This is a genomic window from Kaistia nematophila, assembly GCF_026343855.1.
Lineage (GTDB): Bacteria > Pseudomonadota > Alphaproteobacteria > Rhizobiales > Kaistiaceae > Kaistia > Kaistia nematophila.
On record NZ_JAPKNK010000002.1, the window covers coordinates 445993 to 469414 of the forward strand.

Consider the following 23422-nt stretch of genomic DNA (forward strand, 5'->3'; position numbering starts at 1 on the left):
AAAATTCCCTAACGGAAGGAGTCTGGAATGACCGATCTGGCAAGCCGCTTCGTCTGGTACGAGCTGATGACGACCGACACGGCGAGCGCGCGGCTCTTCTATGGCTCGGTCGTGGGCTGGGGAACGCGCGACGCCTCGATGCCGCAGATGGCCTATACGCTCTTCACGATCGGCGAGCGGCCGGTCGGCGGCTTGATGGATCTGCCGGAACAGGCCCGCCGCATGGGCGCGCCATCGAGCTGGATCGGCTACATCTCGGTCGCGGACGTCGATGCGGCGGCAATGAAGGTCAAGAGCCTCGGCGGCCAGGAGTTCGTGCCGCCGACCGACATTCCGGAAGTCGGCCGCTTCGCGGTCGTCGCCGATCCGCAGCAGGCCGCCTTCGTGCTGTTCCGCCCCCTGCCCGGCCAAGCCGCGCCGGACGATCCAGCCCCCGGAACCGCCGGCCATATCGGCTGGCACGAGCTCTATGCGGTCGACTGGCAGAAGGCGTTCGACTTCTACTCGACGATGTTCGGCTGGCAGAAGGGCGATCCCTTCGACATGGGCGAGATGGGCGTCTACCAGCTGTTCACGGCGGGCGGCCCCGCCATTGGCGGCATGTTCAACAAGCCGCGTTCCATGCCGACCCCGTTCTGGCTGTTCTATTTCAATGTCGACGACATCGACGCGGCGCTGGGGCGGGTCGAAAGCGGCGGCGGCAAGCTGCTGAACGGGCCGATGCAGGTGCCCGGCGGCGACTGGATCGTGCAATGCAAGGATCCGCAGGGCGCCATGTTCGCGCTCGTGGGCAAGCGCGCCGCCTGATCCCCGCTCAGCCGGCCGCGCCGGAAGCGCGGCTGGCATTCGAGATCTCGATCAGGTTGCCATCGGGATCGCGGACATAGACGGAAAGGATCGCACCCATCGCGCCCGTCCGCGAGACCGGCCCGACTTCGACGGCGACGCCCGCGCGCGCCAGATGCGCCTCGACGTCCTCCAGCGGCGTGCTGGTCAGGAAGCAGAGATCGGCGGATCCGGCCGTCGCGAGCCGCGCCTTCGGCTCGAACTCATGCCCGGCCAGATGCAGATTGATCTTCTGCCGACCGAAGCGCAGCGCCACCCGGCCGGTATCGAAAGTTTCGACGGTCATGCCGAGCGCCTTCTCGTAGAAGGCACAGGTGCTGGCGATATCCGCCACCGTAAGCACCAGATGATCCAGGCGATCGATCGTGATCATGGCCGTCCCCTCGGTTCGCTCGTCGCCGCAGCGTCTCACGCCCCGGGCACGGGCGGAAGACGCCTGAACAGATCCAGGAGTTCCGTCGGCAGCGGAAACACGATGGTCGAGGTCCGTTCGCTGGCGACGTCGTGCAGCGCGGCGAAATAGCGAAGCTGCATCGCCTGCGGCTCCAGCGCCAGGATGCGGCCGGCCTCGACCAGCTTCTCCGCCGCCTGATGCTCGCCCTCGGCATTGATCACCTTGGCGCGGCGCAACCGCTCCGCCTCGGCCTGCTTGGCGATGGCGCGCACCATGTTGTCGTTGAGGTCGATATCCTTGATCTCGACATTGGCGACCTTGATGCCCCAGGTATCAGTCTGCTTGTCGAGGATCGACTGGATATCGGCATTGAGACGGTCGCGCTCGACCAGCATCTCGTCCAGTTCGTGCTTGCCGAGAACCGAGCGCAGCGTCGTCTGCGCCAGTTGGCTGGTCGCGGCCATGAAATCCTCGACTCGGATGATGGCGCGCTCGGGATCGATCACCCGGAAATACAGCACCGCATTGACCTTCACCGGCACGTTGTCGCGCGAAATCACGTCCTGCGGCGGCACGTTGTGGACGATGACGCGGAGATCGACCCGCACCATCTGTTGCGCGAACGGGATCAGGAGGATCAGGCCCGGCCCCTTCACGCCGGTGAAGCGGCCGAGCGTGAAGACGACGCCGCGCTCGTATTCGCGCAGCACCCGGATCGCCGCCAGCAGGCAGATGATCAGGATGAGCAGCACAACCAGATAGGGCACAAGGATCATGGACGTTCTCCATCGGGTTCGGCGCGCTTTTCGGGCGGGCGCCGCACGGTCAGGGTGAGACCGTCGATCGCCGCCACCTCGACCGCCTCGCCGGGAAGGAAGCCTTCCGCGCCCCTCGCCTGCCAGCGCTCGCCCTGGGCGAAGACGTGCCCCTCGTCGCCGCGCCAGTCGATGACCTCGGCCGTGGCGCCCCGCATCGCCTCGCCGCCGACCCGGGCCGGATGGCGGCGGATGCGCCAGAGCGCGCGGGCGGTGAGCAGCGAGAGGCCGAAGACGAGGATGGCGACACCGCCGATCACCGGGCGCGACAGGGTGAAGCCGGGCTGCTCGGCGCGCAGAAGCATCGCGGAACCGAGCAGGAAGGCGGCGAGCCCGCCTAGGCCGAGCACCACGGTCGGATTGAACGCCTCGACGGCGAGGAAGGTGAGACCGAGCAGCATCAGCGCGAGCCCGGCATAGTCGATCGGCAACAGGTTCAGCGCATAGAAGCCCAGCAGCAGGCAGATCGTGCCGACGACGCCAGGGGCGACCAGCCCCGGGCTCATGAACTCGAACAGCAGGCCGTAGACGCCGGCCAGCATCAGCAGGACGGCGATGTTCGGATCGGTGATGACAGAGAGCAGGCGGATCAGCCAGCCCGGATCGAAGGTCGCGACCGCGATGCCGCGCGTGGCGAGCGTCCGCTGCGAACCATCGGCCAGCTCGACCTTGCGGCCGTCGATCCGGCCGGTCAGGTCCGGAACGTCCCGGGCGATCAGGTCGATCACCCTCGCCTCGAGCGCGGCATTGGCGGAGAGGCTGGCCGCCTCGCGCACGGCCTTCTCTCCCCAGTCGGCATTGCGGCCGCGCAGCTCGGCCAGGCTGCGAATGAGCGCGACGGCGTCGTTGGTCGCCTTCGCCGTCATCGCGTCGCCACCCGCATTCGGCGCCGGACCTTTCGACGGCTCTCCGCCTTCGCCGCCGCCCGGCAGGCCGGGGATCGGCGCGCCGAGTTCAACCGGCGTCGCGGCGCCAAGATTGGTGCCGGGCGCCATGGCGGCGATGTGGGTGGCGTAGAGGATATAGGTGCCGGCGCTCGCCGCGTGCGCGCCCGGAGGCGCGACATAGCCGACGACCGGCACGGGCGAGGCAACGATGGCGCTGCTGATGGCGCGCATGCTGGAGGCGAGGCCGCCGGGCGTGTTCAGGCGCAGGATCACGATTTCGGCCCGTCGCGCCGCGGCCTCCGCCAGCCCTTCCTGCACGGCCCGCTCGGTCGCCGGGCCGATCGCGCCGTCGATCCCAACCATCAGGGCGAGAGGCGAAGACGGCGCACTCGTCGAGGGTGCCGGCGAAGAGGAGGCCGCCGCCAGCGACGTCAAGATCACAGCCGAGACGGCTGCGAGAAGGGCCACGCGCGCAGGTTTCACGCCCAAAGCTCCTTCCACAACATATGGGTGCCCCGGCGCCGCGCTTCCACAGCATCAATGCGAAAACGGCTGCGAACCGCATCCGCCGTCCTCTGGGAACGACAGGCGATCGACGGCGCCGGACCCGAAATCGTGATCGCCCTTGGCCCGCTTCTGCGCTATTCTGACGCGGGGTGTATCGTGGTGCTGGCGCCTGCGATCGACTGCGATTCATGGCGGGCCTTACGAACGCTCTGCGGGGGCAGACTGGGAGCGCACGTCATGGCGACGCATATGAGCGACTACTCCACCCATTCCCATCTCATCACCGGCTCGACCTCACCCGAGACCGCGATGCCCGTCGTGCGGCGGATCACCGTCGCCGACCTTAGAGACGCCATCCGGCTCGGCTGGGAGGATTTCTCCGCCATGCCGACCCACGCGATCTTCCTGGTCGTGATCTATCCGGTGGTCGGCCTGCTCATCGGCCGCGCCGTGTTCGGGGCGGATATCCTGCCCCTCCTCTTTCCGCTGATGGCAGGCTTCGCGCTGCTCGGGCCGTTCGCCGCGCTCGGCCTCTATGAATTGTCGCGCCGGCGCGAGCAGGGCCTCGACGTTTCGCTGCCGAAGATCCTCGAAGCGCGGCATTCGCCGTCGATGGGCGCGATCCTGATGCTCGGCGTCGGCCTGATGGTGATCTTCTTCGTGTGGATCGCCGTCGCAAACGCCATCTATGTCGCCAATTTCGGCTATGCGCCGGCGGCATCGATCCCCGACTTCCTGCACCGGGTACTGACGACGCGGGCGGGGTGGACGCTGATCTTGGTCGGCAACGGCGTCGGCTTCCTGTTCGCGCTGATGGTGCTGACGGTCAGCGTGGTGTCGTTTCCGCTACTGCTGGACCGCGATGTCGGCCTCGCCCCGGCCATCCTGACCTCGATCCGCGCCGTGATGACGAATCCGGGCGTCATGGCGCTCTGGGGCCTGATCGTCGCCGTGTCACTGGCGATCGGCTCGATCCCGCTGTTCTTCGGGCTCGCGGTGGTGATGCCGGTGCTCGGCCACACGACGTGGCATCTCTATAGGAAGCTGGTGGTCTAGCCGACCCGCTCAGGGACAGGATCCATCGGGATTTCAGGCGCGCGACCATGGCCGCGCGCCGGAAATGGAATTCCTCGCCATCGCGACGGCATGGCGAGGACGGGATGCGGGCAGCGTCCCAAGGGAATATCGGGTCTGGGACGCATCGGGTGGATCCTCACTCGAGGAATCCGTGATCCAGCAACAACATATCCGGCTTCCCTGCTTCTTCGCCGAAGCAGGGAGATGTCCTGGTGGGGAGCATCAGGGCAGGACTTGCGACGACAAGACGACCATGGACATGCGACCAAGACAGACAGGTGCGCCGGTCGGCGGGCGGACATGTCTTGTTGCGAACGGGCGCGGCGCAGCGGAGCCGCTACCGTCGCGGCGGATGGGCACCCGGCTGTAGCTCCCTCAGCCGCGCCGCCCGCCCTCCCGCTTCCAGACATCCAGCGGCTTGATGTCGGGCGGCTCGGCATTGGCGCGCACCCAGCTGTCGACCACCCACCGCTTGCCACCGGCCTTCTCGACGATCGTCGCGGTGTTGTGCGGATAGCGTCCGTCGATCAGGAAGCCCCGATTGGCCGGGCGGCCCGCCTTGTGGTGGCGCAGCCATCCCCGGCTGTCGACGAGTTCCAGCAACGTGGTGGTGTTGACGGTCTCGTCGACGCAGTCGATCTCCGACAGCGGCGTGAAAAGCTCATAGGTGTCCTTGGCGCCGTCATTCGACGTGCCGGTCGCGGCGCCCGCCTTGCGCTCGTACCACTGGTCGGCGCGCGAAATCGCGGCGCGCTCGGCCACCGGGCTACCCTTGCCGCTATCGAGGATGCGCTTCAGGTTGGCGAGATCGGCGCGGGAGAAGGTCACCGGCGATCGCATCTTGCAGCCATAGCCGTGGCAATAGCGGATCGTCACCGGCTGAAACGCGTCGGCGAAGGCCGGCCCCGCCAGGCCCAGCAACAACGGCAAGGCCATCCATCCGGCAAAGGCGCGCTTCCGTGACATGCGGCATCCCCCTTTGCGGAGCGACGAGCGGCCGCTCCGCGATTCCCCAAGCGTCTCATCGTGTCGGCCGCTGCCTCTTTAGGCAATATTGCAGCGCAACATTTAGTCACTTTCACATGCTGCTCTGCATCATCTGCAGCGCAGCCATGCGCATTTACGCAGTGCTCCTGCCAGTCGTCTTCCCCTACATTGAGATCAACAAGGACGGCAGACGAAACAGATTGAGCCGCCCGACCGAAAAGATCCGTTTGTCCGAAGGAATATGACCGTGGCCGTGAACATCCTCGCTTCCTACAAGAACTGGCGCAAGTACCGTGAGACCTACGGTGAGCTGATGCGCCTGACCAATCGCGAGCTCAATGATCTTGGCATCAACCGCGGCGACATCACCCAGATCGCCAAGCAGACGGCCGGTTACTGAGCCGAATACGGAATTCGACGGGAACGAACCTCCTCCCTCGTTCCCGCGATAAGGCGCCAGCGAACCTCCTCCCTCGCGAAGCGCCACCCAAAGAGAACGCCCGTCGACCTCCTCCCCGACGGGCGTTTTCTTTTGTCCGGCCCCAATCGCGAACTGCGCGGTTGTCCGATTGGCCCCGGCGCAATAATCTCCGCGCCATGAAAACAGATCCCATTCACATCATCGGCGGTGGCCTGGCCGGCTCTGAAGCGGCCTGGCAGATCGTCAATCGCGGCATTCCCGTCGTCCTGCACGAGATGCGCCCGGTCCGTGCGACGGACGCCCACAAGACGGACGGCCTTGCCGAGCTCGTCTGCTCCAACTCGTTCCGTTCCGACGATGCTGACACCAATGCGGTCGGTCTGCTGCACGCGGAAATGCGCATGGCGAACTCGCTCATCATGCGTATGGGCGATGCCAACCAGGTGCCCGCCGGCGGCGCGCTCGCCGTCGACCGCGAGGGTTTCTCGCAGGCCGTCACCAAGGCGCTCGAGGAGCACCCCCTCGTCACCATCGACCGCAACGAGATCGCCGGCCTGCCGCCAGCCGAGTGGGACAATGTCATCGTCGCCACCGGCCCCCTGACCTCGCCGGACCTCTCCGACGCGATCCGCGGCCTGACCGGCGCCGACGCGCTCGCCTTCTTCGACGCCATCGCGCCGATCGTCTATTTCGATTCGATCGACATGGACGTCGCCTGGTTCCAGTCGCGCTACGACAAGGTCGGCCCCGGCGGCAACGGCGCCGACTACATCAACTGCCCGATGGACGAGGCACAGTACAACGCCTTCCTCGACGCGCTGATCGCCGGCGACACCACCGACTTCAAGGACTGGGAAGCCTCGACGCCCTATTTCGACGGCTGCCTGCCGATCGAGATCATGGCGAACCGCGGTCGCGAGACGCTGCGCTTCGGCCCGATGAAGCCGGTCGGCCTCACCAATCCGCGCAACCCGACCGTCAAGCCGCACGCGATCGTCCAGCTCCGGCAGGACAATGCGCTCGGCACGCTCTACAACATGGTCGGCTTCCAGACGAAGCTGAAATATGGCGCCCAGACCGACGTGCTGCGCATGATCCCGGGCCTGGAGAACGCGCAGTTCGCCCGTCTCGGCGGCCTGCATCGCAACACCTTCCTGAACTCGCCCAAGCTGCTCGATCCGCTGCTTCGCCTCAGGGCGCAGCCGCGCCTGCGCTTCGCCGGCCAGATCACCGGCTGCGAGGGCTATGTCGAATCCGCCTCGATCGGCCTGCTGGCCGGCCGCTTCGCCGCCGCCGAGCGCCTCGGCGAGGTGCCGGTGACGCCGCCGGTCACGACCGCGTTCGGCGCCCTGCTCGGCCACATCACCGGCGGCCATCTCGTCGACGAGGACGCCGGCAGCCGCTCGTTCCAGCCGATGAACGTCAATTTCGGCCTGTTCCCGCCGGTCGAGATCCCGCGCGAGCCCGGCGTGAAGCTGCGCGGCAACGACAAGGCGATTGCCAAGAAGAAGGCGCTCACCGCCCGCGCCCGCGCCGATGCCTCGGCCTGGCTGAACGGCCCGGCCTCGGTCGCCGCCGCCGCCGAGTAGACCCGCCAGAAGGGCCGGCGCGCGGCATTGCCGAACGCGCCGGCCTTCCGTAAAGTCACTGCACAATCTGATTTGATGCCCAGTCCGAGAATTCGCATGCGCTAATGCCACCGCAAGGGGGAAGCCAGACATGCAGTCCGACGTGCATTGCGGGGCGCTGCCATGAAGCGCCCCTTTCTCCTGGTCCTGATCAAGCCCTCGCACTACGACGACGACGGCTATGTGATCCGCTGGTTCCGGTCGTCGATCCCCTCCAACTCGCTCGCCAGCCTCTACGGCCTCGCCGCCGATTGTGACGCGCGCAAGGTTCTGGGCGACGATGTCATCCTCGACATCCGCGCCATCGACGAAACCAATACGCGCGTCCGGATCGACCGGCTGATCGAGGAATTCCGCCAGAACGGCAATTTCGGCCTGGTCGGGCTGGTCGGCGTCCAGTCGAACCAGTATCCGCATGCGCTCGATCTCGCGCGACCGCTGCGGGAAGCCGGCATCCCGGTGGCGATGGGCGGCTTCCACGTCTCGGGCTGCCTCGCCATGCTGCCGGACCTGCATGTCGACCTGCAGCAGGCACTCGACATCGGCGTCAGCCTGTTCGCCGGCGAGGCGGAGGAGCGGCTCGACCGCGTGCTGCTCGACGCCGCCGCCGGCACGCTGCAGCCGATCTACAACTACATGAAGGACCTGCCGAGCGTCGAAGGCACGCCACCTCCCTTCCTGCCGGCCGGCTACGTCGCCCGCACGCTCGGCGGCAACACCTCCTTCGACGCCGGCCGCGGCTGCCCGTTCCAGTGCTCGTTCTGCACCATCATCAACGTCCAGGGCCGCAAGTCCCGCCGCCGCTCGCCGGATGACGTCGAGAAGCTGATCCGCGAGAACCTGGCGCAGGGCATCCACAACTACTTCATCACAGACGACAATTTCGCCCGCAACAAGGACTGGGAGATCATCCTCGACCGCATCATCGCCCTGCGCGAGCGGGAGGGAATGCGCATCGGCCTGATGATCCAGGTCGACACGCTCTGCCACAAGATCCCCAACTTCATCACGAAGTGCAAACGGGCCGGCGTCACCCGCGTCTTCATCGGGCTGGAGAACATCAACCCAGACAACCTGATGGCGGCGAAGAAGCGCCAGAACAAGATCACCGAATATCGACGGATGCTGCTCGACTGGAAGCGGCAGGGCATCATCACCTATGCCGGCTACATCCTCGGCTTTCCGAACGACACGCCGGAGAGCATCCGCCGCGACATCGGCATTATCCAGCGCGAGCTGCCGCTCGATATCCTGGAGTTCTTCTTCCTGACGCCGCTCCCCGGCTCGGAGGACCACCAGTCCCTGCATCGCAAGGGCATCGCGATGGACGGCGACCTCAACAAATACGATCTCGAACATGCCGTGACCGGCCATGAGCGCATGTCGCAGCAGGAATGGGAAGGCATCTATCGCGACGCCTGGCGGCTGTTCTATTCACCGGAACACATGGTGACGATCCTGCGCCGCGCCGCCGCCACCGGGGTGAGGACGACCAGCATCATGAAGCTCTTGATGTGGTTCTCAACCTCCGTCGACGTCGAGCACGTCCATCCGCTGCAGGGCGGCGTCCTTCGCTTCAAGGACCGGCTCGACCGCCGCCCCGGGATGCCGATCGAGCCCGCCTGGCGCTTCTATCCGCGCGAGGCGCTCGAGACGGTCGCAAAAAGCGCCAGGCTACTGTGGCTGCTCGGCAAGCTCGAATGGAAGCGCCGCCGCATCGAGGCCAGTCCCGACAAGGCGCGCTACATGGACGCCGCGCTGATGCCAGTCGGCGAGGACGAGACCGAGACGCTGGAGATCTTCAACCAGAGCGAGGCCGCGCGCGGCGCCGTCCGCCATGCCCACAACATCGACATCCTGACGCACGGGGCGACGTGAACGGCACCGCCGCTGCTGCAGGACGACAACCGAAGGGCCGTCACGAAGTGTCGAAGGCACTCCATGAAATGGCCCCGTCGACCCGACCACGCGCTCGCCGTCATCCCGGACGCAGCGAAGCGGAGATCCGCGATCGATCTGGCCGATGCCCGCATGGCTGGGCCGCGTGATGGATCGCTGACCAGCCCGTTCGCCGGGCGCGGTGGGCGACCGATGCATGAATCCCTGCTTACGCAGGGATGACTGCGGAATGCGGAAACGCGAGGCTCGCCAAGCGCCAGCCGCCAGGCCTAGAACCGGGCCCGACGCGCCGCGCGCCACAGCCAAAGCTGCCGCTTCCATTGCGGCGGGTCGATCGCTGTCTTGAACGGATCATAATCGGCCCGGTCCATCAGCTTCAGCATCGGCTCGACGAGCGCGATCGGCTGGAACGCCGGCAACGCCACGCGGTCGGCATGCGATATCGCGACGCGACCGGCTTCGAGATGACGGCGGGCGGTGGCGCGCAGGTCGGCCAGCAGCGCCAGCAGTTCCGGCGTCGTCCGGCCCGCGAAGATGTCATCGGCCTTGACGCCATGGCGCTCCATGAGGTCGGCCGGCAGGAACAGTTGCTGCCGGCGGGCATGGAACGGCAGTGCGCGCATCAGCCCGGTCAGCGCCTGCGCGACGCCGGCATGGCCGGCCGCATCCGCCGTATGCGGATCCTCGCCGCCGGCGAGCACGAGCGCGGCCAGCTGGATCAGCACGGAGACCGTCTCGCCGGCATAGCCTTCGAGATCGCCGAGCGTCGGCATCGGATCGTTGTAGAGATCGAAGATGTGCGCCTCGATCAGGTTGTCGAAGGCGGCGCGCGGGAGATGGTGCAGGCCGATGGTTTCGAGCAGGGCGGCGGCGACCGGGTGTCCCGCCACCTCGCCCCTCGCCTCGCCGGCCAGGACATCACGCCACCATTGCAGGCGGATCTCGCCCGGCATCGGATCGCTGACGAGCTCCCGCACCCGCACGATCTCGAGGTTGAAGGCGTGGAGCGCGAAGAGATAGCGCCGCTTCGCTTCCGGGGCGAACAGATCGGCGAGATACCGATCGCGGTCATGCGCGCGCACTTCATCGGCGCAAAGGGCGAAGACGTCCATCAAACGAAACCAATCAGACGACGACGAGCGCCGCCGCGACGGGGCGGCCCTCGGCGAGCAGGATGTTGTAGGTGCGCACAGCCGGGCCCGTGGCCATCACCTCGACGCCGATGCCGGCCGCCTTGAGCTGCTCGCGCAGTTCCTTCGGCACCACCGCGATATCGCGGCCGCAACCGATCACCAGCAGCGCGACGTCGGCCGCCTCGGCGAACACATCCGAGAGCGTCTCGGCGGTGATCTCGGCGGCGCCGGCGACCGGCCATCCATAGATGCCGCTCGGCAGGCAGAGAAGCGAGCCGGAGTGCGACATCTCGGCGAAGCGGAAAACCCCTTCGCCGTAGACGTCGATCGGCGCCTGTCCAGGAAAGTGCTGGGGGCGCAGCGATTTGGATGGCCGCGTGAAGAGCGCCATGCCCGATCAGGCCTTGCCGGCCGCCTCCACGTCTTCCTTCTTCGTCATCTGGTCCGAGCGCACGCCGAAATAGATCAGGATCGGCGCGGCCACGCAGACCGACGAGAAGATCGCCGCGAGCACGCCGAAGATCATGGCGAGCGTGAACGCCTGGATGACCTCGCCACCGAACAGGTAGAGCGAGAACAGCGCGATCAGCGTCGTCACCGTCGTGATGACGGTACGGCCGAGCATGTCGTTGATGGCGCGGTCGATCAGGTCGCCGAGCGGGATCTTCTTGTACTTTCGCAGCGTTTCGCGAATTCGGTCATAGACCACGACCGTGTCGTTCAGCGAATAGCCGATCGTCGTCAGGATGGCAGCGAGCGAGGTCAGATTGAACTCGTGCTGCGTGACGACATAGAAGCCGAAGGTCATCACCACGACGTTGGCGGCCGAGATGATCGAGCCGACGGCGAACTGCCATTCGAAGCGGAACCACACATAGATGGCGATGGCGGCGAAGGTCACCAGCATCGCCATGGTGCCCTTGTAGGCCAGTTCGCCCGAAACGCGCGGGCCGACGATTTCGGTCCGGCGGAACTCCGCCTGATCGGCGAGTGCCGTGCGGATCTTGGCGATGGCGGCCTGCTGGGCCTCCTCGCCGCCGGTCTGCTGGCCGATGCGGATCAGGATCGAATTCTCGGCGCCGATCGTCTGCACCTGGACGTCGCCGAGACCGAGGCCGTTCAGGTTCGAACGCAGGCCGCCGAGATCCGGATGGTCGTCCTTGGTCTGGATCTCGATGACGGTGCCGCCGAGGAAGTCGATGCCGTAGTTGGGGCCGACGGCGAAGAACAGGATCACCGACATCACCGACAGGAAGGCGGCGAGCGGAAACGTCCACTTCCGCATCCGCATGAACGGGATGCTGGTGTTGTCAGGAACGATGCGAAGATGAGCCATGGTTTCTGTCCTCGCTTCGGTTCAGAGCGTGATCTTGGTCGGACGGCGCCAACGCACCCACATCGCGACCAGGAGGCGGGTGAAGGTGAACGCCGTGAACATCGTCGTCGCGACGCCGATGGCGTGCGTGACGGCGAAGCCGCGGATCGGGCCCGACCCCATGTAGAAGAGCACGAGGGCTGCGATCAGGGTGGTCACGTTCGCGTCGAGAATGGTGCCGAGCGCCTTGTGGAAGCCGGCGTCGATGGACGCGATCGCCGATCGCCCTGCGCGATATTCCTCGCGTATGCGCTCATAGATCAGAACGTTGGAGTCCACCGCGGTGCCGACTGTGATGATCACGCCGGCGATGCCGGGTAGCGACAGCGTCGCGCCCAGGATCGTCACGATGGAGAAGATCAGGATGACGTTCACGATCACCGCGATATTGGCGATCCAGCCCAGCACGCCATAGGTCATCACCATGAAGGCGCAGACCGCGGCGGTGCCGATGATGGCGGCGATCTTGCCGGAGCGGATCGAGTCGGCGCCGAGACCCGGGCCGACATTGCGCTCCTCGACGATCGTCAGCTTGGCGGGCAGCGAGCCGGCGCGCAGCAGGATGGCGAGGTCATTGGCCGACTGGATTGAGAAATTGCCGGAGATCTGGCCGGAACCGCCGAGAATGGGCTCGCGGATGACCGGGGCCGAGATCACCTTGTCGTCGAGGACGATGGCGAAGGGCCGGTTGACGTTCTTGGCGGTGACGTCGCCGAAGACGCGCGCGCCGGAGCTCGAAAGGCGGAACGACACGACCGGCTCGTTGGTGCGCTGGTCGAAGGTGGCCTGCGCGTCGGTCAGGTCCTCGCCGGTGAGGAGCGGCGCTTCCTCGAGCACGTAGGGAACCGGCGGGTTGTCGTTCGAGTTCAGGACGATGGTGCCCGGCTTGCGCGTGTCGGCCGTCGGCGAAACGCCGGTGTCGACGAGGTGGAAGGTCAGCTGCGCGGTCTGGCCGACGAGCGTCTTCAGGCGCTCGGGATCGTCGAGGCCGGGCGCCTCGACGAGGATGCGGTCCGAGCCCTGACGCTGGATCGACGGCTCGACGGTGCCAAGCTGGTCGATACGGCGGCCGATGACCTCGATCGACTGATCGACGATCTGGCGGATGCGCTGCTCAAGGCCGGCTTCCGAATAGGACATCTGGACCAGGCCGTCGCTGCCGACGTTCAGGTCGAATTCGTTGACGGCCGTGCCACCGAGCGCGGACGTGGAAAGCTGGTTGCGCAACGGCTCGAGGCGCTTGCGCACCTCGTCGAGCTGCGACAGGTCCCGGACGCGGAGCTGCACGCCCTGCCCCTGGACGCCGAGGCCCGAATAGCCGATGCGCGGCTCCTGCAGCATCGCCTTGCGGATGTCGCCCACGAGCGAACGCAGGCGCTTCTGCACGTAATCCTGCCGATCCACCTCATAGAGGAGATAGGCGCCCCCCTGGAGATCCAGGCCGAGGACCATTTGCCGTTTCGGCACCCAGCTCGGCCAGGATTGAACGGTTTCCTTCGAGAAGAGATTGGGAAGCGCCGCGAGGAGCCCGACCACCACGACGGCCAGGATCGCAATCATCTTCCAGCGTGTAAAGTGCAGCATGGAAACCGTTCCAGTCGATCTCGGCCCCGAGGGGCCGTTGTATCAGGGGGAGCTAAGCGGTGGCTTATTCGCCGTCCTTGGCCGGCTCGCCCTTGGCGCGCACGTCGGCGATGGCAGAGCGCGAGACACGAACGCGGACGCCCTCGGCCACTTCCAGCAGGACTTCGGAATCATCGACGACCTTGTTGATCTTGCCGATCAGGCCGCCCGACATCACGACCGTGTCGCCGCGGCGCGCACCCTTGATCATCTCCTGATGCGCCTTCTGCTTCTGCCGCTGCGGCCGAATCATCAGGAACCACATGATGGCGAAGACGAAGATGAACGGCACGAACTGGATGAGCAGGTCGGCACCACCAGCGGGTGCGCCGGCGGCCTGAGCGAAGGCGGGGGTAATGAACATGGAAATGGATGCTCCCTGTAGCGTTGGCGGGTCCGCTGGCGGCCCGTCGGATCAAGACGCGTGGTTTGCGCCGACCTTCACATAGGGAGAGACAGCGGTACGCGAAACGGCGCGGAATATAACGACGCGGCAGGCCTTTGCAAATGGCCGCACCGGCATGATAGTGGCGATTGTCGTCCGGAACCCTCGCTTGCATGCGGGAAGAGATCGCCCGGAGGGCCGGATGCGGCGTTTCGCCTTCGTCCGGGACGCCATTCACCCCACCCGCCGGCAGGTCCGCGCCCCCTCGACAGAACGAGAGGTAGGGACGGGCCCGAGGAAATGCACTGTGACAGAAGATACGCTGAAATCCGTCGCCGATCGTCTCGACCGGCTGATCGCCCTGATCGAGCGCGCCGTACCGCCGGCACGCCCTGCCTTCGACCCCGACGCCGCCGATGCCTTCGTCTGGCAGGCCTCGACCGGCACGCTGCAGCCGGTGCCGAAGGTCAATCGCGTCGAGATGGTGCTTCTGAAGGGCGTCGACCGCGTGCGCGACATCCTGGTCGACAACACCGATCGCTTCGCACGCGGCCTGCCGGCCAACAACGTCCTGCTCTGGGGCGCGCGCGGCATGGGCAAGAGCTCGCTGGTGAAGGCGGCGCATGCGACGATCAACAGCGACCCGTCCAAGCTGCCGGGCGGCCATCCGATGAAGCTGGTCGAGATCCACCGCGAGGACATAGACAGCCTGCCCGAGCTGATGACGCTGGTGCGCGGGCTCGACCGCCGCTTCATCCTGTTCTGCGACGATCTTTCCTTCGACAACGACGACACGTCCTACAAGTCGCTGAAGGCGGCGCTGGACGGCGGCGTCGAGGGCCGGCCCGAGAACGTCGTGTTCTACGCCACGTCGAACCGGCGCCACCTGCTGCCGCGCGACATGATGGAGAACGAGCGCTCGACGGCGATCAATCCCGGCGAGGCGGTCGAGGAGAAGGTTTCGCTTTCGGACCGTTTCGGTCTCTGGCTCGGCTTCCACAAGTGTAGCCAGGACGATTATCTCGCCATGGTCAACGGCTATGCCGAGCACTTCAAGCTGGATGTGGCCCCGGAGGTCCTGCGCGCCGAGGCCCTCGAGTGGTCGACGACGCGCGGCGCGCGGTCTGGCCGCGTCGCGTGGCAATATGTGCAGGATCTGGCGGGACGACTTGGGGTCGCTCTTACGGGCTGAAGCCGCCCCGCCAGAATGATGACCGGCTAACACCCACGAGACGAGGTCGTACCGGCCAGGACTAGAGCGTTTTCAAGCGAAGTGGATACCGGTTCGCGTGAAGAAAACGCGATCAGACAAGGGACCAAGGCCGTTCAGCGTTTACCAGAAACGATGAACGGCCTTGGTCGGTCAGCCCTGCAGGTAGTCCAGCGGGTTGACCGGCTTCGAGCCCCTGCGAAGCTCGAAATGAAGCTGGGGCGCATTCACCGAGCCGGACGCACCCGCCTGCGAGATGATCTGGCCGCGCCGCACGGAATCGCCGCGCTTGACCAGGATCTTGCTGTTGTGGGCGTAGGCCGAGACCCAGCCGTCGGCGTGACGGACGAGGACCAGGTTGCCGTAGCCCTCGAGTTCATTGCCGGCATAGATCACGGTGCCGGCCTCGGCGGCCTTGATCGAGGTGCCTTCCGGAACGGCAAGGTTGATGCCGTCGTTCTTTTCGCCCGTCGCCGAAGCACCGAAGCCGGTGATGATGCGGCCGCGCACCGGCCAGCGGAACGTCGTGCCGTTGGCGGAACCCGGATCGGCGCTGGCGTTGGTCGCGGCCGGCGCGTCCTCGGTCGGCGGCGCATAGGCCACCGGCTGGTTCGGCGTCGCGGGCTTGGCGATCGAAGCCGTCTCGACCGGCTTGGCGACGCTGGCCGTCGTTGCCGGCTCCTCCACCGACTTCTGCGGCGCGTTTGCGGCGACCGGCTTGGCGTTCGGATCCTCGCCCTGCGGCTTCTCCTCGCGGCGCGACGGATCGGTGCGAAGCGCGACGGCCTGCGGATTGCCGTTGTTGCCGGGAATGCGGAGCTTCTGGCCGGACTTCAGCTGGTTCGTCGAGGACAGGCTGTTGGCGGCCGCAAGGTCCTTGGCGCTGACACCATAGAGACGGGCGATCGAGGACAGCGTCTGACCGGGCGAAACCGTGTGCACACCATTCAACGAGCCCTCGGCGGAGGCGACCGGCTTGCGCTCGCCGGCCGGCGCGGGACCGGCAACCAGCTGGGTGCTGTCACGGCTCTGCGGCGACGAGGCGGCGGGCGCCTCGGCGACGGCGGCGCCGCCGCCCTGGCCATAGGTCGGGATCGTCAGGCGCGTGCCGGCGCCGACCTGCGAGGGATTGCCGATATTGTTGACGCGGGCCAGTTCCTTGATCGGAACGCCATAGCGACGCGAAACGGAAGAGAGCGTCTCGCCGGGGCCGAGCGTCACGACGGTGCCGCCCTCGGTCGACCAGGCGCCGTTGCGGCGCGGCGGCTGGGCAGCGGACGCAACCTGCATCGGCTGGGCGTCGGCCGGCGGCGTATAGCCACGCGGCGCGGGCGTTTCATAGGAAGGGGCTGCCGCCACGGCCTGCGGGTTCTGCTGGGTGCCTGGCAGCATCGGCGGCAGGTCCGAACGGCTCACGGCGCGCGACGGCGGCGGAACCGCAACGACGTCGCTGTTGCTGGCGCCGTAGTCCACCGGAGCGGGCATCGGCTGCGAACCGCCGATGATCTGCCGCTGATTGGCGGCACTGCCGGTGAAGATCGAGCCGTAGCGCGAACCGTCAGCGCTGCAGGCAGCGGTCAAGCCCGAAAGGAGCGCGATGACCGCAACCTGGGAGAGAGTCCGAGACCGAAAAGAGGAGACATTTCTGCACATCGAGCCAACTCGCAACGCCACACCACACATGAGGCCAATAAACGCCGGTAACGTTGATAAAGGCTTAAACGGGACGCAAAACTTCGTCGGCATTGCACAATCCCGCGAATTTTCCGCCGCAGGATGCCGCGCTTCCTGCCCTAGGGCGCCCTGCCGCCCGGTTAAGAATCGTCCGGCAAAACACGGCGGAAAGCCGGCCCCGGTGCGGTCGGCTCAGGCCAGAACATGAAGGCGGAGCGAAGCCGAACACCCGCACGCGGGACGGGAGACATCGGACGGAACCCTGCCTCTGCGAAGCCCGCGTCCGGCATCGCGATTGGGTGCCTACAGGGATATCCAAGAATGAAGGAGGGCGCAGCACCACGCCGAATCAGAGCCGGGCCGCCCTGCCCTTGATCAGCGGCACCATGCGAACCGGGCAAATCGGCGTCGCGACCAGCTGGCGATCGACGCGGATGAACCGGGTCAACGTCTGGATGCCCTCGTCGGGGCCGATCGGCATGACGAGCGTGCCGTTGGTGCTCAGCGCCTCGACGAAGGCCGGCGGCACGGCGGGAGCGGAAGCCGAGGAAACGATGCGGTCGAACGGCCCCTTCTCCGGCCAGCCGTCGAGGCCGTCGCCGAAGACGGCGGTGATGTTGGCGATCCGCAGCATCTCGAAGCGCGACTGCGCCGCCGAAACCAAGGTCCGGAAGCGATCGACCGTGTAGACGCGCCGCGACAGGCGCGACAGCACCGCCGCGAGATAGCCGGTGCCGGTGCCGACATCGAGCACGCGGCAACGGGTCGTCGGCGCGAGCGCCTCGATAATGCGGGCGGCGAGCAGCGGTGGGGTGTCGAGCTGGCCGCAATCGATCGGCTGCGGACGCTCGTTGAACAGCGGGCTGCGCTTTGCGTCCAACGGCTGGAAAGGCTGGCGCGGGATGGCCTCGAAGGCATCGACCATGCGCCGGTCCATGATGCCGAACTGGCGCAGACGCAGCAGGAACTGGGCGATCGGGACGAGATTATCGTCGAACGCCTCATAGTCCATCGGGTGAAACTGAACCGCCTCGAGTGCCATACGCTACGCGCCCTCGCCTTCCGAGACCTACACATGCGGCCGAGGTGGTAAACGGCGTCTTATTGCGCGCAGCGCTGGCGACGATTTTGCGTCATTTCGGGGCAGTTGGCGGATCGCGCCGGAAAGATGCGCGACCCGCGGCTGTCGCGATGCCTCAAGCGAAGAGCGCGTTCAGCTCGTGCGCCTGATCATAGGCGGTCATGTCGATGCGCAGCGGCGTGATCGAGATGACGCCGCGCCGGATGGCATGGACGTCGGTTCCGGCAGCGTGCTCCTCGGAGACACGGTGATGCTTCAGCCAGAAATACGGGTTGCCACGGCCGTCATGGCGCTCGTCGACGCTGAGGCCGTGCGTGACGACGCCCTGCGACGTCACCTCGACGCCGGCGACGAGGCCGGGCGCCGTGTTCGGGAAGTTCAGGTTGTAGAGCACGCCGCGCGGGCAGCCATGCGCCACCAGCTTCTTCAGGATGCGGGGCGCATGCGCCTCGACCGTCTCCCAGGGGATGATGCGGCGGCCGTCGGTGAAGTCATAGGCCTGGCTGAGCGCGATCGACGGAATGCCGAGCAGCGTGCCCTCGATGGCGCCGGCGACCGTGCCCGAATAGGTGACGTCGTCGGCGGCGTTCTGGCCGGAATTGACGCCGGAAAGGATCAGGTCCGGCGCGCGATCCATCACCTTGCGGACCGCCATGATGACGCAATCCGTCGGCGTGCCGCGAACGGCGAAGGTCTGCTCGGAAACCTGCCGCAGCCGCAGCGGATCGTTCAGGGTCAGTGAGTGCGCAAGGCCCGACTGATCGGTCTCCGGGGCGACCACCCAGACATCGTCGGAAAGCGTCCGCGCGATGCGCTCCAGCACGGCGAGGCCGGGAGCATGAATGCCGTCGTCATTGGTGATCAGAATGCGCATTGGGTCAGCCTTGCTATCTCGTCGGATGGCCTTCGCCGCGGTAGCCGCGTGCGAAGACATGAAGCCGGTTCGAGCGCCTCAGGCGTCCACCTTCTCGAGTCCGCCCATATAGGGCTTCAGCGCCGCCGGCACCGTGATGGAGCCGTCCTCGTTCTGGTAGTTCTCGATGACGGCGATCAGGGCGCGGCCGACCGCGGTGCCCGAGCCGTTCAGCGTGTGAACGAAGCGGGTGCCCTTCTCGGCGCCCTGGCGATAGCGCGCATTCATGCGCCGCGCCTGGAAATCGTCACAGACCGAAACCGAGGAGATCTCGCGATAGGTGTTCTGGCCCGGCAGCCAGACCTCGATGTCATAGGTTTTGCGCGAGCCGAAGCCCATGTCGCCGGTGCAGAGCGTCATGACGCGGTAATGCAGGTCGAGCTTCTGCAGCACGGCCTCCGCGCAGGAGAGCATGCGCTCATGCTCGTCGATCGAGGTCTCGGGCGTCGTGATCGAGACCAGCTCGACCTTGTTGAACTGGTGCTGGCGCAGCATGCCGCGCGTATCGCGGCCGGCCGAACCCGCCTCCGAGCGGAAGCAGGGGGTGAGCGCCGTGAAGCGGAGCGGCAGCTCCTTTTCGTCGAGGATCGACTCGCGCACCAGGTTGGTCAGCGGCACCTCGGCGGTCGGGATCAGCCAGTGCTGCTCGCCCGCCTTGAACAGGTCCTCGGCGAACTTCGGCAGCTGCGCCGTGCCGTAGAGCGCGTCGTCCTTGACCAGGAGCGGCGGCTGCACCTCGGTATAACCGTGCTCGTTGGTATGCAGGTCCAGCATGAACTGGCCGATGGCCCGCTCCATCCGGGCAAGCTGCCCCTTGAGGACGACGAAGCGACTGCCGGAAAGCTTGGCGGCTGCCTCGAAATCCATAAGATTCAGGGCTTCGCCGATCTCGAAATGTTCTTTGGCTGCAAAGGGATGCACGCGCTTCTTCGGACGCGCCACAGCGGCCTGCTCTTCGGTCTGGTAGCGGCCGAAATAGGGAACGTTGTCGTGCTCGTCGGCGCCGACCGGAACATCCTCCAGCGGCGCGTTCGGGATCACCGCCAACGCGTCATCCAGTTCCCTGTTGAGCTGGCGCTCGGTTTCCTCGGCATGCGCCAGGAATTCCTTGATCGTGGCGACCTCGGCCATCAGGCGCTGGGCGGTCTCCTCGTCCTTGGCGCCCTTGGCCTTACCAATCTCCTTGGAGGCGGCGTTGCGGCGCTCCTGCGCGGCCTGGACCTGGACGATATGGGCGCGGCGCGCCTCATCCAAGGCGATCAGCTTCGACGAGACCGGCTCAGCTCCACGACTGGCAAGCGCGCGGTCGAGCGCGTCAGGGTTGTCACGGATCCATTTGATGTCGAGCATGATCGTGCCTCGAAGAGAAGGCAGCCGGCGTTCCGGCCGCGGAAGGGCAAAGCATTCGCCGCATGACGGATAGTGTGAGACAGCCGCCGGATCAACCCGGCTACGCGCCCGGCATGGGGGGAAGGCTGCAAATCCGGTCGCTGCGAGCGCCGAAACGAAAGGAGCCACGCAATCCGCTCGGGATGGCGTGGCTCCGGAATACCGACAAGACGGGCGGCCAGGCTACTCGGCCGCCTCTTCCTCGTCCTCGGCGGTAGCTTCGCTGCGCTTGCGCTCGACCATGCGGACCGAGAAGATGGACAGTTCGTAGAGAAGCATCGCCGGAATGGCGAGCGAGATCTGGCTGACCATGTCCGGCGGCGTCAGCACGGCCGCCACCACGAAGGCGATGACGATGGCGTAGCGCCGCTTGTCCTTCAGCATCTGGCTGGTGACGATCCCGGCCCGGCCGAGCAGGGTCAGCACGACAGGCAGCTGGAAGACGATGCCGAAGGCGAGCGTCAGGGTCATGATCAGACCGAGATACTCATTGACCTTGAACAGCGCCTCGATCTGCGCCTTGTGCTCGCCACCCGTCTGCTGGAACGACAGGAAGAAGTGCAGCGCCAGCGGCAAGATCAGGAAATAAACGAGCGCCGCGCCGAGCAGGAACAGGATCGGCGTCGCGATCAGATAGGGAATGAACGCCCGCTTCTCGTGCTTGTAGAGGCCGGGCGCAGCAAACTTGTAGACCTGGATCGCGATCACCGGGAACGCGATGAAGACAGCGCCATAGAGCGCGAGCTTCATCTGCGTCAGGAAATATTCCTGCGGCGCGGTGTAGATCAGCTTCACGTCCTGGGCGGGGCCGACGGCCCACTCATACGGGATGACCAGGATGTTGTAGATGGTGCCGGCGAAATAGAAGCAGACCAAGAAGGCGGCGAGAACCGCCAGCAGGGCCTTGATCAGGCGCGAACGCAGCTCGATCAGGTGATCGAGAAGCGGCATGCGGCTGGCTTCGATCTCGTCTTCGGCCGAAGGCTTTTCGCTCATGTCTTGGGCTCTTCGGTCACGCTGGCGACAACCGGCTCAACAGCGGCGGGCGCGCTGGCGACGGGAACTTCGGCGGAAGATGCGGCGTCGACCGGCGGCTTCGGCTTGCGGGCGCGCGACGGCGCCTTGGCTTCGCCGGAAGCCGCCTCGGCGCCATTGGCCGGCTTGGCCCTGGCCCGCGGCTTCGGCTTGACCTCGCCCTCGCCTTCCTCGGCCGCAGCCTTCTTGGCGGGGCTGCGCTTGGCCTTCGGCTTCGCAGCGGCGGCCGGCTCGGCAGCGACCGGCGCTTCGAGCGGCTTGGCCGGCTCGACGTCGGCCGGCGCCAGCAACTGCGCCGGCTGATCGGCAGGCGGCGGCACCGGAGCCGGCGACGGCTTGGCGATCGGCCCCGAAAGCGGATTGAGGCTGTCCTTGATGTCGTTCAGCGGGTTCAAGCCGCGAAGCTCGTCGAACGACTTCTTGACGTCGTCGAGTTCGGCTTCCTTGAGCGCCTCGTTGAACTGCCCCTGAAACTCGCCCGCCATCTTGCGCATCTTGGAGACGGTTCGCCCCAATGCGCGCAACATGGGTGGCAGATCCTTGGGACCAACCACGACGATCGCCACCACGGCGATGACGAGAATTTCGCTCCAGCCGATATCCAGCATTCTCTCATACCGACCAGCCTACCTCCGACCCGCGCGAGAAATGCGCGGATCCAAGGCAGCTTCGCGGCCCTTTTTCAGGACTTAGCTGGCGCGGGTCTTCTCGTCGGTCGACGACGAAACGACATCGGAAGGCTTGCTGTCGATCGCGGGCTTGGCGACGGGTTCGTCATCGTCGGCGAGCCCCTTCTTGAAGCTCTTGACGCCCTTCGCCATGTCACCCATCACATCCGAAATCTTCCCCTTGCCGAAGAGCAGGAGGACGATCACCAGCACGATCAGCCAGTGCCAGATGCTGAAAGAACCCATCAACTCATCTCCACAAATTCACGCGCTATGCGTTCGGTTGGGGCGACTATCGCAGACGGACCCTGCGGCCGCAACCAACCATGTGACCCGCATGTAAGGTTATCCGGACGCTTTAGCAAACACCAGAACGTCGCGTGGATCTATGGTCAGCCAGACCGTGCTGCCCACGACGAACGGCTCGGCGTTGTCGCGGGTGCGCATGCGGATCGGCACGTCGATGCCGTCGATGGCGACGCTCAGGAGATCGACTTCGCCAAGGAACTGATGCCCGACGATCCGCCCCGGCACACCGTCGCCAGCGAGCGTGAAGCCCACGCCCTGCGGCCGGATACCGATCGAGAGCGGGGAGCCGTCGGCATGGCCGCGCGCACCGAAGGTTCCAAGCGGCGTCTCGACGCGGCCGTTCCTCGCCGTCGCCTCGAACTCGTTCAGTTCCGAGAAGAAGCGGGCGGCGTAGAGGTCGACGGGATGCTCGTAGAGATGCCGCGCCGTGCCGACCTGCAGAAGCTGGCCGCCGCGCATCAGTGCGATCCGGTCGCCCATGCGCATCGCCTCTTCCGGGTCGTGCGTGACGATGATGCAGGTCGCCCGCGTCTCACGGATGATCGCCATCGTCTCCTCGCGCACATGATCGCGCAGCCGCTTGTCCAGGCCGGAGAAGGGCTCGTCCATCAGCAGCATGGAGGGGCGCGGCGCTATGGCGCGGGCCAGCGCCACGCGCTGCTGCTCGCCGCCGGAAAGCGCATGCGGATGCGCGGCGGCATAGCCTTCCAGGCCAACGCGCCCCAGCGCATGAAGGCCCTGGCGCTCGGCCTCGGCGCGCGGCAGGTCGTTGAGGCCGTAGATGACGTTCTTGAGGATCGTCATGTGCGGGAAGAGCGCGTAGTCCTGGAACATCAGGCCGACGCCGCGCTTCTCGGGCGGCACGAAGACGGCGGGCCCCGCCATCTCGCGCCCATTGACCGTGACACGGCCGCCGGAGGGGCGCTCCAGCCCCGCCGTGACCCGCAGCAGCGTCGTCTTGCCACAGCCCGAGCGGCCGAGCAGGCAGACCACCTCCCCCGGCTCGACCTCCAGGCTGATGCCGCGCAGCGACGGCGCATCGCCGTAGTGGTGCGTGACGGCGTCGAAGCCGAGACGGGCGGCGATGGTGACACCGGCGGTGCCGCGACGGCCCCAGGCGGTGCGTTCAATCCATTGGGTGCTTGCGCTCATGCGAGCGGTTTAGC

The 23422-nt window shown here is 66.4% G+C and carries 23 protein-coding genes; 6 read left to right on the forward strand and 17 right to left on the reverse strand.

The annotated features are described in order from the left end of the window. Positions 1-36: 36 nt before the first annotated feature. Entirely contained in the window at positions 37-807 is a 771-nt protein-coding gene (locus tag OSH07_RS06395) for a VOC family protein (protein ID WP_266338186.1), read from the forward strand. A gap of 7 nt (positions 808-814) precedes the next feature. On the opposite strand, the gene OSH07_RS06400 is transcribed toward OSH07_RS06395, so the two are convergent. The 3 genes from OSH07_RS06400 to OSH07_RS06410 are packed head-to-tail and all read right to left on the reverse strand — an operon-like array spanning position 815 to position 3425. After that, on the reverse strand, positions 815-1219 hold the full coding sequence (locus tag OSH07_RS06400; protein WP_266337779.1) for a VOC family protein: 405 nt from the start codon (positions 1217-1219) through the stop codon (positions 815-817). A 35-nt stretch (positions 1220-1254) separates the two neighbouring features. After that, entirely contained in the window at positions 1255-2016 is a 762-nt protein-coding gene (locus tag OSH07_RS06405; RefSeq protein ID WP_266337780.1) for a slipin family protein, read from the reverse strand. Continuing rightward, positions 2013-3425 carry an NfeD family protein gene (locus OSH07_RS06410; protein WP_420909603.1) on the reverse strand — a complete coding sequence of 471 codons (1413 nt, stop codon included), beginning with the start codon at positions 3423-3425 and terminating at the stop codon, positions 2013-2015. Before OSH07_RS06410 ends, OSH07_RS06405 begins: the two co-directional genes overlap by 4 nt. 333 nt (positions 3426-3758) lie before the next feature. Between OSH07_RS06410 and OSH07_RS06415 the strand changes: the two genes are divergently transcribed. Continuing rightward, entirely contained in the window at positions 3759-4505 is a 747-nt protein-coding gene (locus OSH07_RS06415; protein ID WP_266338188.1) for a DUF2189 domain-containing protein, read from the forward strand. A gap of 396 nt (positions 4506-4901) precedes the next feature. Here the strand turns inward: OSH07_RS06415 and OSH07_RS06420 are convergent, their stop codons facing one another. Continuing rightward, on the reverse strand, positions 4902-5492 hold the full coding sequence (locus tag OSH07_RS06420) for a hypothetical protein (RefSeq protein ID WP_266337781.1): 591 nt from the start codon (positions 5490-5492) through the stop codon (positions 4902-4904). A gap of 262 nt (positions 5493-5754) precedes the next feature. On the opposite strand from OSH07_RS06420, the gene OSH07_RS06425 reads away from it, so the two are divergent. The 3 genes from OSH07_RS06425 (at position 5755) to OSH07_RS06435 (ending at position 9440) form a co-directional block, all read left to right on the forward strand. Then, positions 5755-5913 (forward strand): DUF1127 domain-containing protein, encoded by a 159-nt coding sequence (locus tag OSH07_RS06425; protein ID WP_277614172.1) that lies wholly within the window; start codon positions 5755-5757, stop codon positions 5911-5913. Positions 5914-6110: 197 nt separating this feature from the next. Continuing rightward, a complete protein-coding gene (trmFO, locus tag OSH07_RS06430) occupies positions 6111-7523 on the forward strand; it encodes a methylenetetrahydrofolate--tRNA-(uracil(54)-C(5))-methyltransferase (FADH(2)-oxidizing) TrmFO (RefSeq protein ID WP_266337782.1) in 1413 nt (470 codons plus the stop codon). A 162-nt stretch (positions 7524-7685) separates the two neighbouring features. Next, on the forward strand, positions 7686-9440 hold the full coding sequence (locus tag OSH07_RS06435; protein ID WP_266337783.1) for a B12-binding domain-containing radical SAM protein: 1755 nt from the start codon (positions 7686-7688) through the stop codon (positions 9438-9440). Between the two features lie 290 nt (positions 9441-9730). Here OSH07_RS06435 and OSH07_RS06440 read toward each other — a convergent pair whose 3' ends face one another. The 5 genes from OSH07_RS06440 to yajC all read right to left on the reverse strand — a co-directional run bounded on the left by OSH07_RS06440 (position 9731) and on the right by yajC (position 13956). Next, the gene (locus tag OSH07_RS06440) at positions 9731-10573 is read right to left on the reverse strand and encodes a phytoene/squalene synthase family protein (RefSeq protein ID WP_266337784.1); all 843 of its coding nucleotides are present in this window, start codon (positions 10571-10573) and stop codon (positions 9731-9733) included. A gap of 13 nt (positions 10574-10586) precedes the next feature. Continuing rightward, entirely contained in the window at positions 10587-10985 is a 399-nt protein-coding gene (locus tag OSH07_RS06445) for an Mth938-like domain-containing protein (RefSeq protein WP_266337785.1), read from the reverse strand. Between the two features lie 6 nt (positions 10986-10991). After that, on the reverse strand, positions 10992-11930 hold the full coding sequence (gene secF, locus OSH07_RS06450) for a protein translocase subunit SecF (protein ID WP_266337786.1): 939 nt from the start codon (positions 11928-11930) through the stop codon (positions 10992-10994). 21 nt (positions 11931-11951) lie between these two features. Next, on the reverse strand, positions 11952-13553 hold the full coding sequence (secD, locus tag OSH07_RS06455) for a protein translocase subunit SecD (protein ID WP_266337787.1): 1602 nt from the start codon (positions 13551-13553) through the stop codon (positions 11952-11954). Between the two features lie 64 nt (positions 13554-13617). Next, positions 13618-13956, reverse strand: coding sequence for a preprotein translocase subunit YajC (gene yajC, locus OSH07_RS06460; RefSeq protein ID WP_266337788.1), 339 nt, complete (start codon positions 13954-13956; stop codon positions 13618-13620). A 328-nt stretch (positions 13957-14284) separates the two neighbouring features. Here yajC and OSH07_RS06465 point away from each other — a divergent pair, with 328 nt between their 5' ends. Beyond that, a complete protein-coding gene (locus OSH07_RS06465) occupies positions 14285-15169 on the forward strand; it encodes an ATP-binding protein (protein ID WP_266337789.1) in 885 nt (294 codons plus the stop codon). Between the two features lie 171 nt (positions 15170-15340). Here OSH07_RS06465 and OSH07_RS06470 read toward each other — a convergent pair whose 3' ends face one another. The 8 genes from OSH07_RS06470 to OSH07_RS06505 all read right to left on the reverse strand — a co-directional run bounded on the left by OSH07_RS06470 (position 15341) and on the right by OSH07_RS06505 (position 23408). Continuing rightward, positions 15341-16768 carry a peptidoglycan DD-metalloendopeptidase family protein gene (locus OSH07_RS06470; protein ID WP_266337790.1) on the reverse strand — a complete coding sequence of 476 codons (1428 nt, stop codon included), beginning with the start codon at positions 16766-16768 and terminating at the stop codon, positions 15341-15343. Positions 16769-17210: 442 nt separating this feature from the next. Further along, positions 17211-17903, reverse strand: a complete 693-nt coding sequence (locus OSH07_RS06475) for a protein-L-isoaspartate(D-aspartate) O-methyltransferase (RefSeq protein ID WP_266337791.1) — start codon at positions 17901-17903, stop codon at positions 17211-17213. 154 nt (positions 17904-18057) lie between these two features. Then, entirely contained in the window at positions 18058-18816 is a 759-nt protein-coding gene (gene surE, locus OSH07_RS06480) for a 5'/3'-nucleotidase SurE (RefSeq protein WP_266337792.1), read from the reverse strand. Between the two features lie 78 nt (positions 18817-18894). Further along, positions 18895-20205: a serine--tRNA ligase gene (gene serS / locus OSH07_RS06485; RefSeq protein WP_266337793.1), complete on the reverse strand. Its 1311-nt coding sequence runs from the start codon at positions 20203-20205 to the stop codon at positions 18895-18897. Positions 20206-20427: 222 nt separating this feature from the next. Next, positions 20428-21240, reverse strand: a complete 813-nt coding sequence (tatC, locus tag OSH07_RS06490) for a twin-arginine translocase subunit TatC (RefSeq protein WP_266337794.1) — start codon at positions 21238-21240, stop codon at positions 20428-20430. Next, positions 21237-21887 (reverse strand): Sec-independent protein translocase protein TatB, encoded by a 651-nt coding sequence (gene tatB / locus OSH07_RS06495; protein ID WP_266337795.1) that lies wholly within the window; start codon positions 21885-21887, stop codon positions 21237-21239. The genes tatC and tatB overlap by 4 nt, the downstream gene beginning before the upstream one ends. A gap of 81 nt (positions 21888-21968) precedes the next feature. Next, complete coding sequence (locus OSH07_RS06500) at positions 21969-22193, reverse strand: twin-arginine translocase TatA/TatE family subunit (RefSeq protein WP_266337796.1); 225 nt, start codon at positions 22191-22193, stop codon at positions 21969-21971. A 99-nt stretch (positions 22194-22292) separates the two neighbouring features. After that, a complete protein-coding gene (locus OSH07_RS06505; protein ID WP_266337797.1) occupies positions 22293-23408 on the reverse strand; it encodes an ABC transporter ATP-binding protein in 1116 nt (371 codons plus the stop codon). Between the last annotated feature and the right edge of the window lie 14 nt (positions 23409-23422).

Excerpts from the sequence above, each read along its gene's own strand:
- OSH07_RS06400 (WP_266337779.1), bottom strand. The coding sequence starts at position 1,219 with ATGATCACGATCGATCGCCTGGATCATCTGGTGCTTACGGTGGCGGAT.
- OSH07_RS06405 (WP_266337780.1), bottom strand. The coding sequence starts at position 2,016 with ATGATCCTTGTGCCCTATCTGGTTGTGCTGCTCATCCTGATCATCTGC.
- OSH07_RS06415 (WP_266338188.1), top strand. The coding sequence starts at position 3,759 with ATGCCCGTCGTGCGGCGGATCACCGTCGCCGACCTTAGAGACGCCATC.
- OSH07_RS06420 (WP_266337781.1), bottom strand. The coding sequence starts at position 5,492 with ATGTCACGGAAGCGCGCCTTTGCCGGATGGATGGCCTTGCCGTTGTTG.
- OSH07_RS06425 (WP_277614172.1), top strand. The coding sequence starts at position 5,755 with ATGACCGTGGCCGTGAACATCCTCGCTTCCTACAAGAACTGGCGCAAG.
- trmFO (WP_266337782.1), top strand. The coding sequence starts at position 6,111 with ATGAAAACAGATCCCATTCACATCATCGGCGGTGGCCTGGCCGGCTCT.
- OSH07_RS06435 (WP_266337783.1), top strand. The coding sequence starts at position 7,686 with ATGAAGCGCCCCTTTCTCCTGGTCCTGATCAAGCCCTCGCACTACGAC.
- OSH07_RS06440 (WP_266337784.1), bottom strand. The coding sequence starts at position 10,573 with ATGGACGTCTTCGCCCTTTGCGCCGATGAAGTGCGCGCGCATGACCGC.
- OSH07_RS06445 (WP_266337785.1), bottom strand. The coding sequence starts at position 10,985 with ATGGCGCTCTTCACGCGGCCATCCAAATCGCTGCGCCCCCAGCACTTT.
- secF (WP_266337786.1), bottom strand. The coding sequence starts at position 11,930 with ATGGCTCATCTTCGCATCGTTCCTGACAACACCAGCATCCCGTTCATG.
- secD (WP_266337787.1), bottom strand. The coding sequence starts at position 13,553 with ATGCTGCACTTTACACGCTGGAAGATGATTGCGATCCTGGCCGTCGTG.
- yajC (WP_266337788.1), bottom strand. The coding sequence starts at position 13,956 with ATGTTCATTACCCCCGCCTTCGCTCAGGCCGCCGGCGCACCCGCTGGT.
- OSH07_RS06475 (WP_266337791.1), bottom strand. The coding sequence starts at position 17,903 with ATGGCACTCGAGGCGGTTCAGTTTCACCCGATGGACTATGAGGCGTTC.
- surE (WP_266337792.1), bottom strand. The coding sequence starts at position 18,816 with ATGCGCATTCTGATCACCAATGACGACGGCATTCATGCTCCCGGCCTC.
- serS (WP_266337793.1), bottom strand. The coding sequence starts at position 20,205 with ATGCTCGACATCAAATGGATCCGTGACAACCCTGACGCGCTCGACCGC.
- tatC (WP_266337794.1), bottom strand. The coding sequence starts at position 21,240 with ATGAGCGAAAAGCCTTCGGCCGAAGACGAGATCGAAGCCAGCCGCATG.
- tatB (WP_266337795.1), bottom strand. The coding sequence starts at position 21,887 with ATGCTGGATATCGGCTGGAGCGAAATTCTCGTCATCGCCGTGGTGGCG.
- OSH07_RS06500 (WP_266337796.1), bottom strand. The coding sequence starts at position 22,193 with ATGGGTTCTTTCAGCATCTGGCACTGGCTGATCGTGCTGGTGATCGTC.
- OSH07_RS06505 (WP_266337797.1), bottom strand. The coding sequence starts at position 23,408 with ATGAGCGCAAGCACCCAATGGATTGAACGCACCGCCTGGGGCCGTCGC.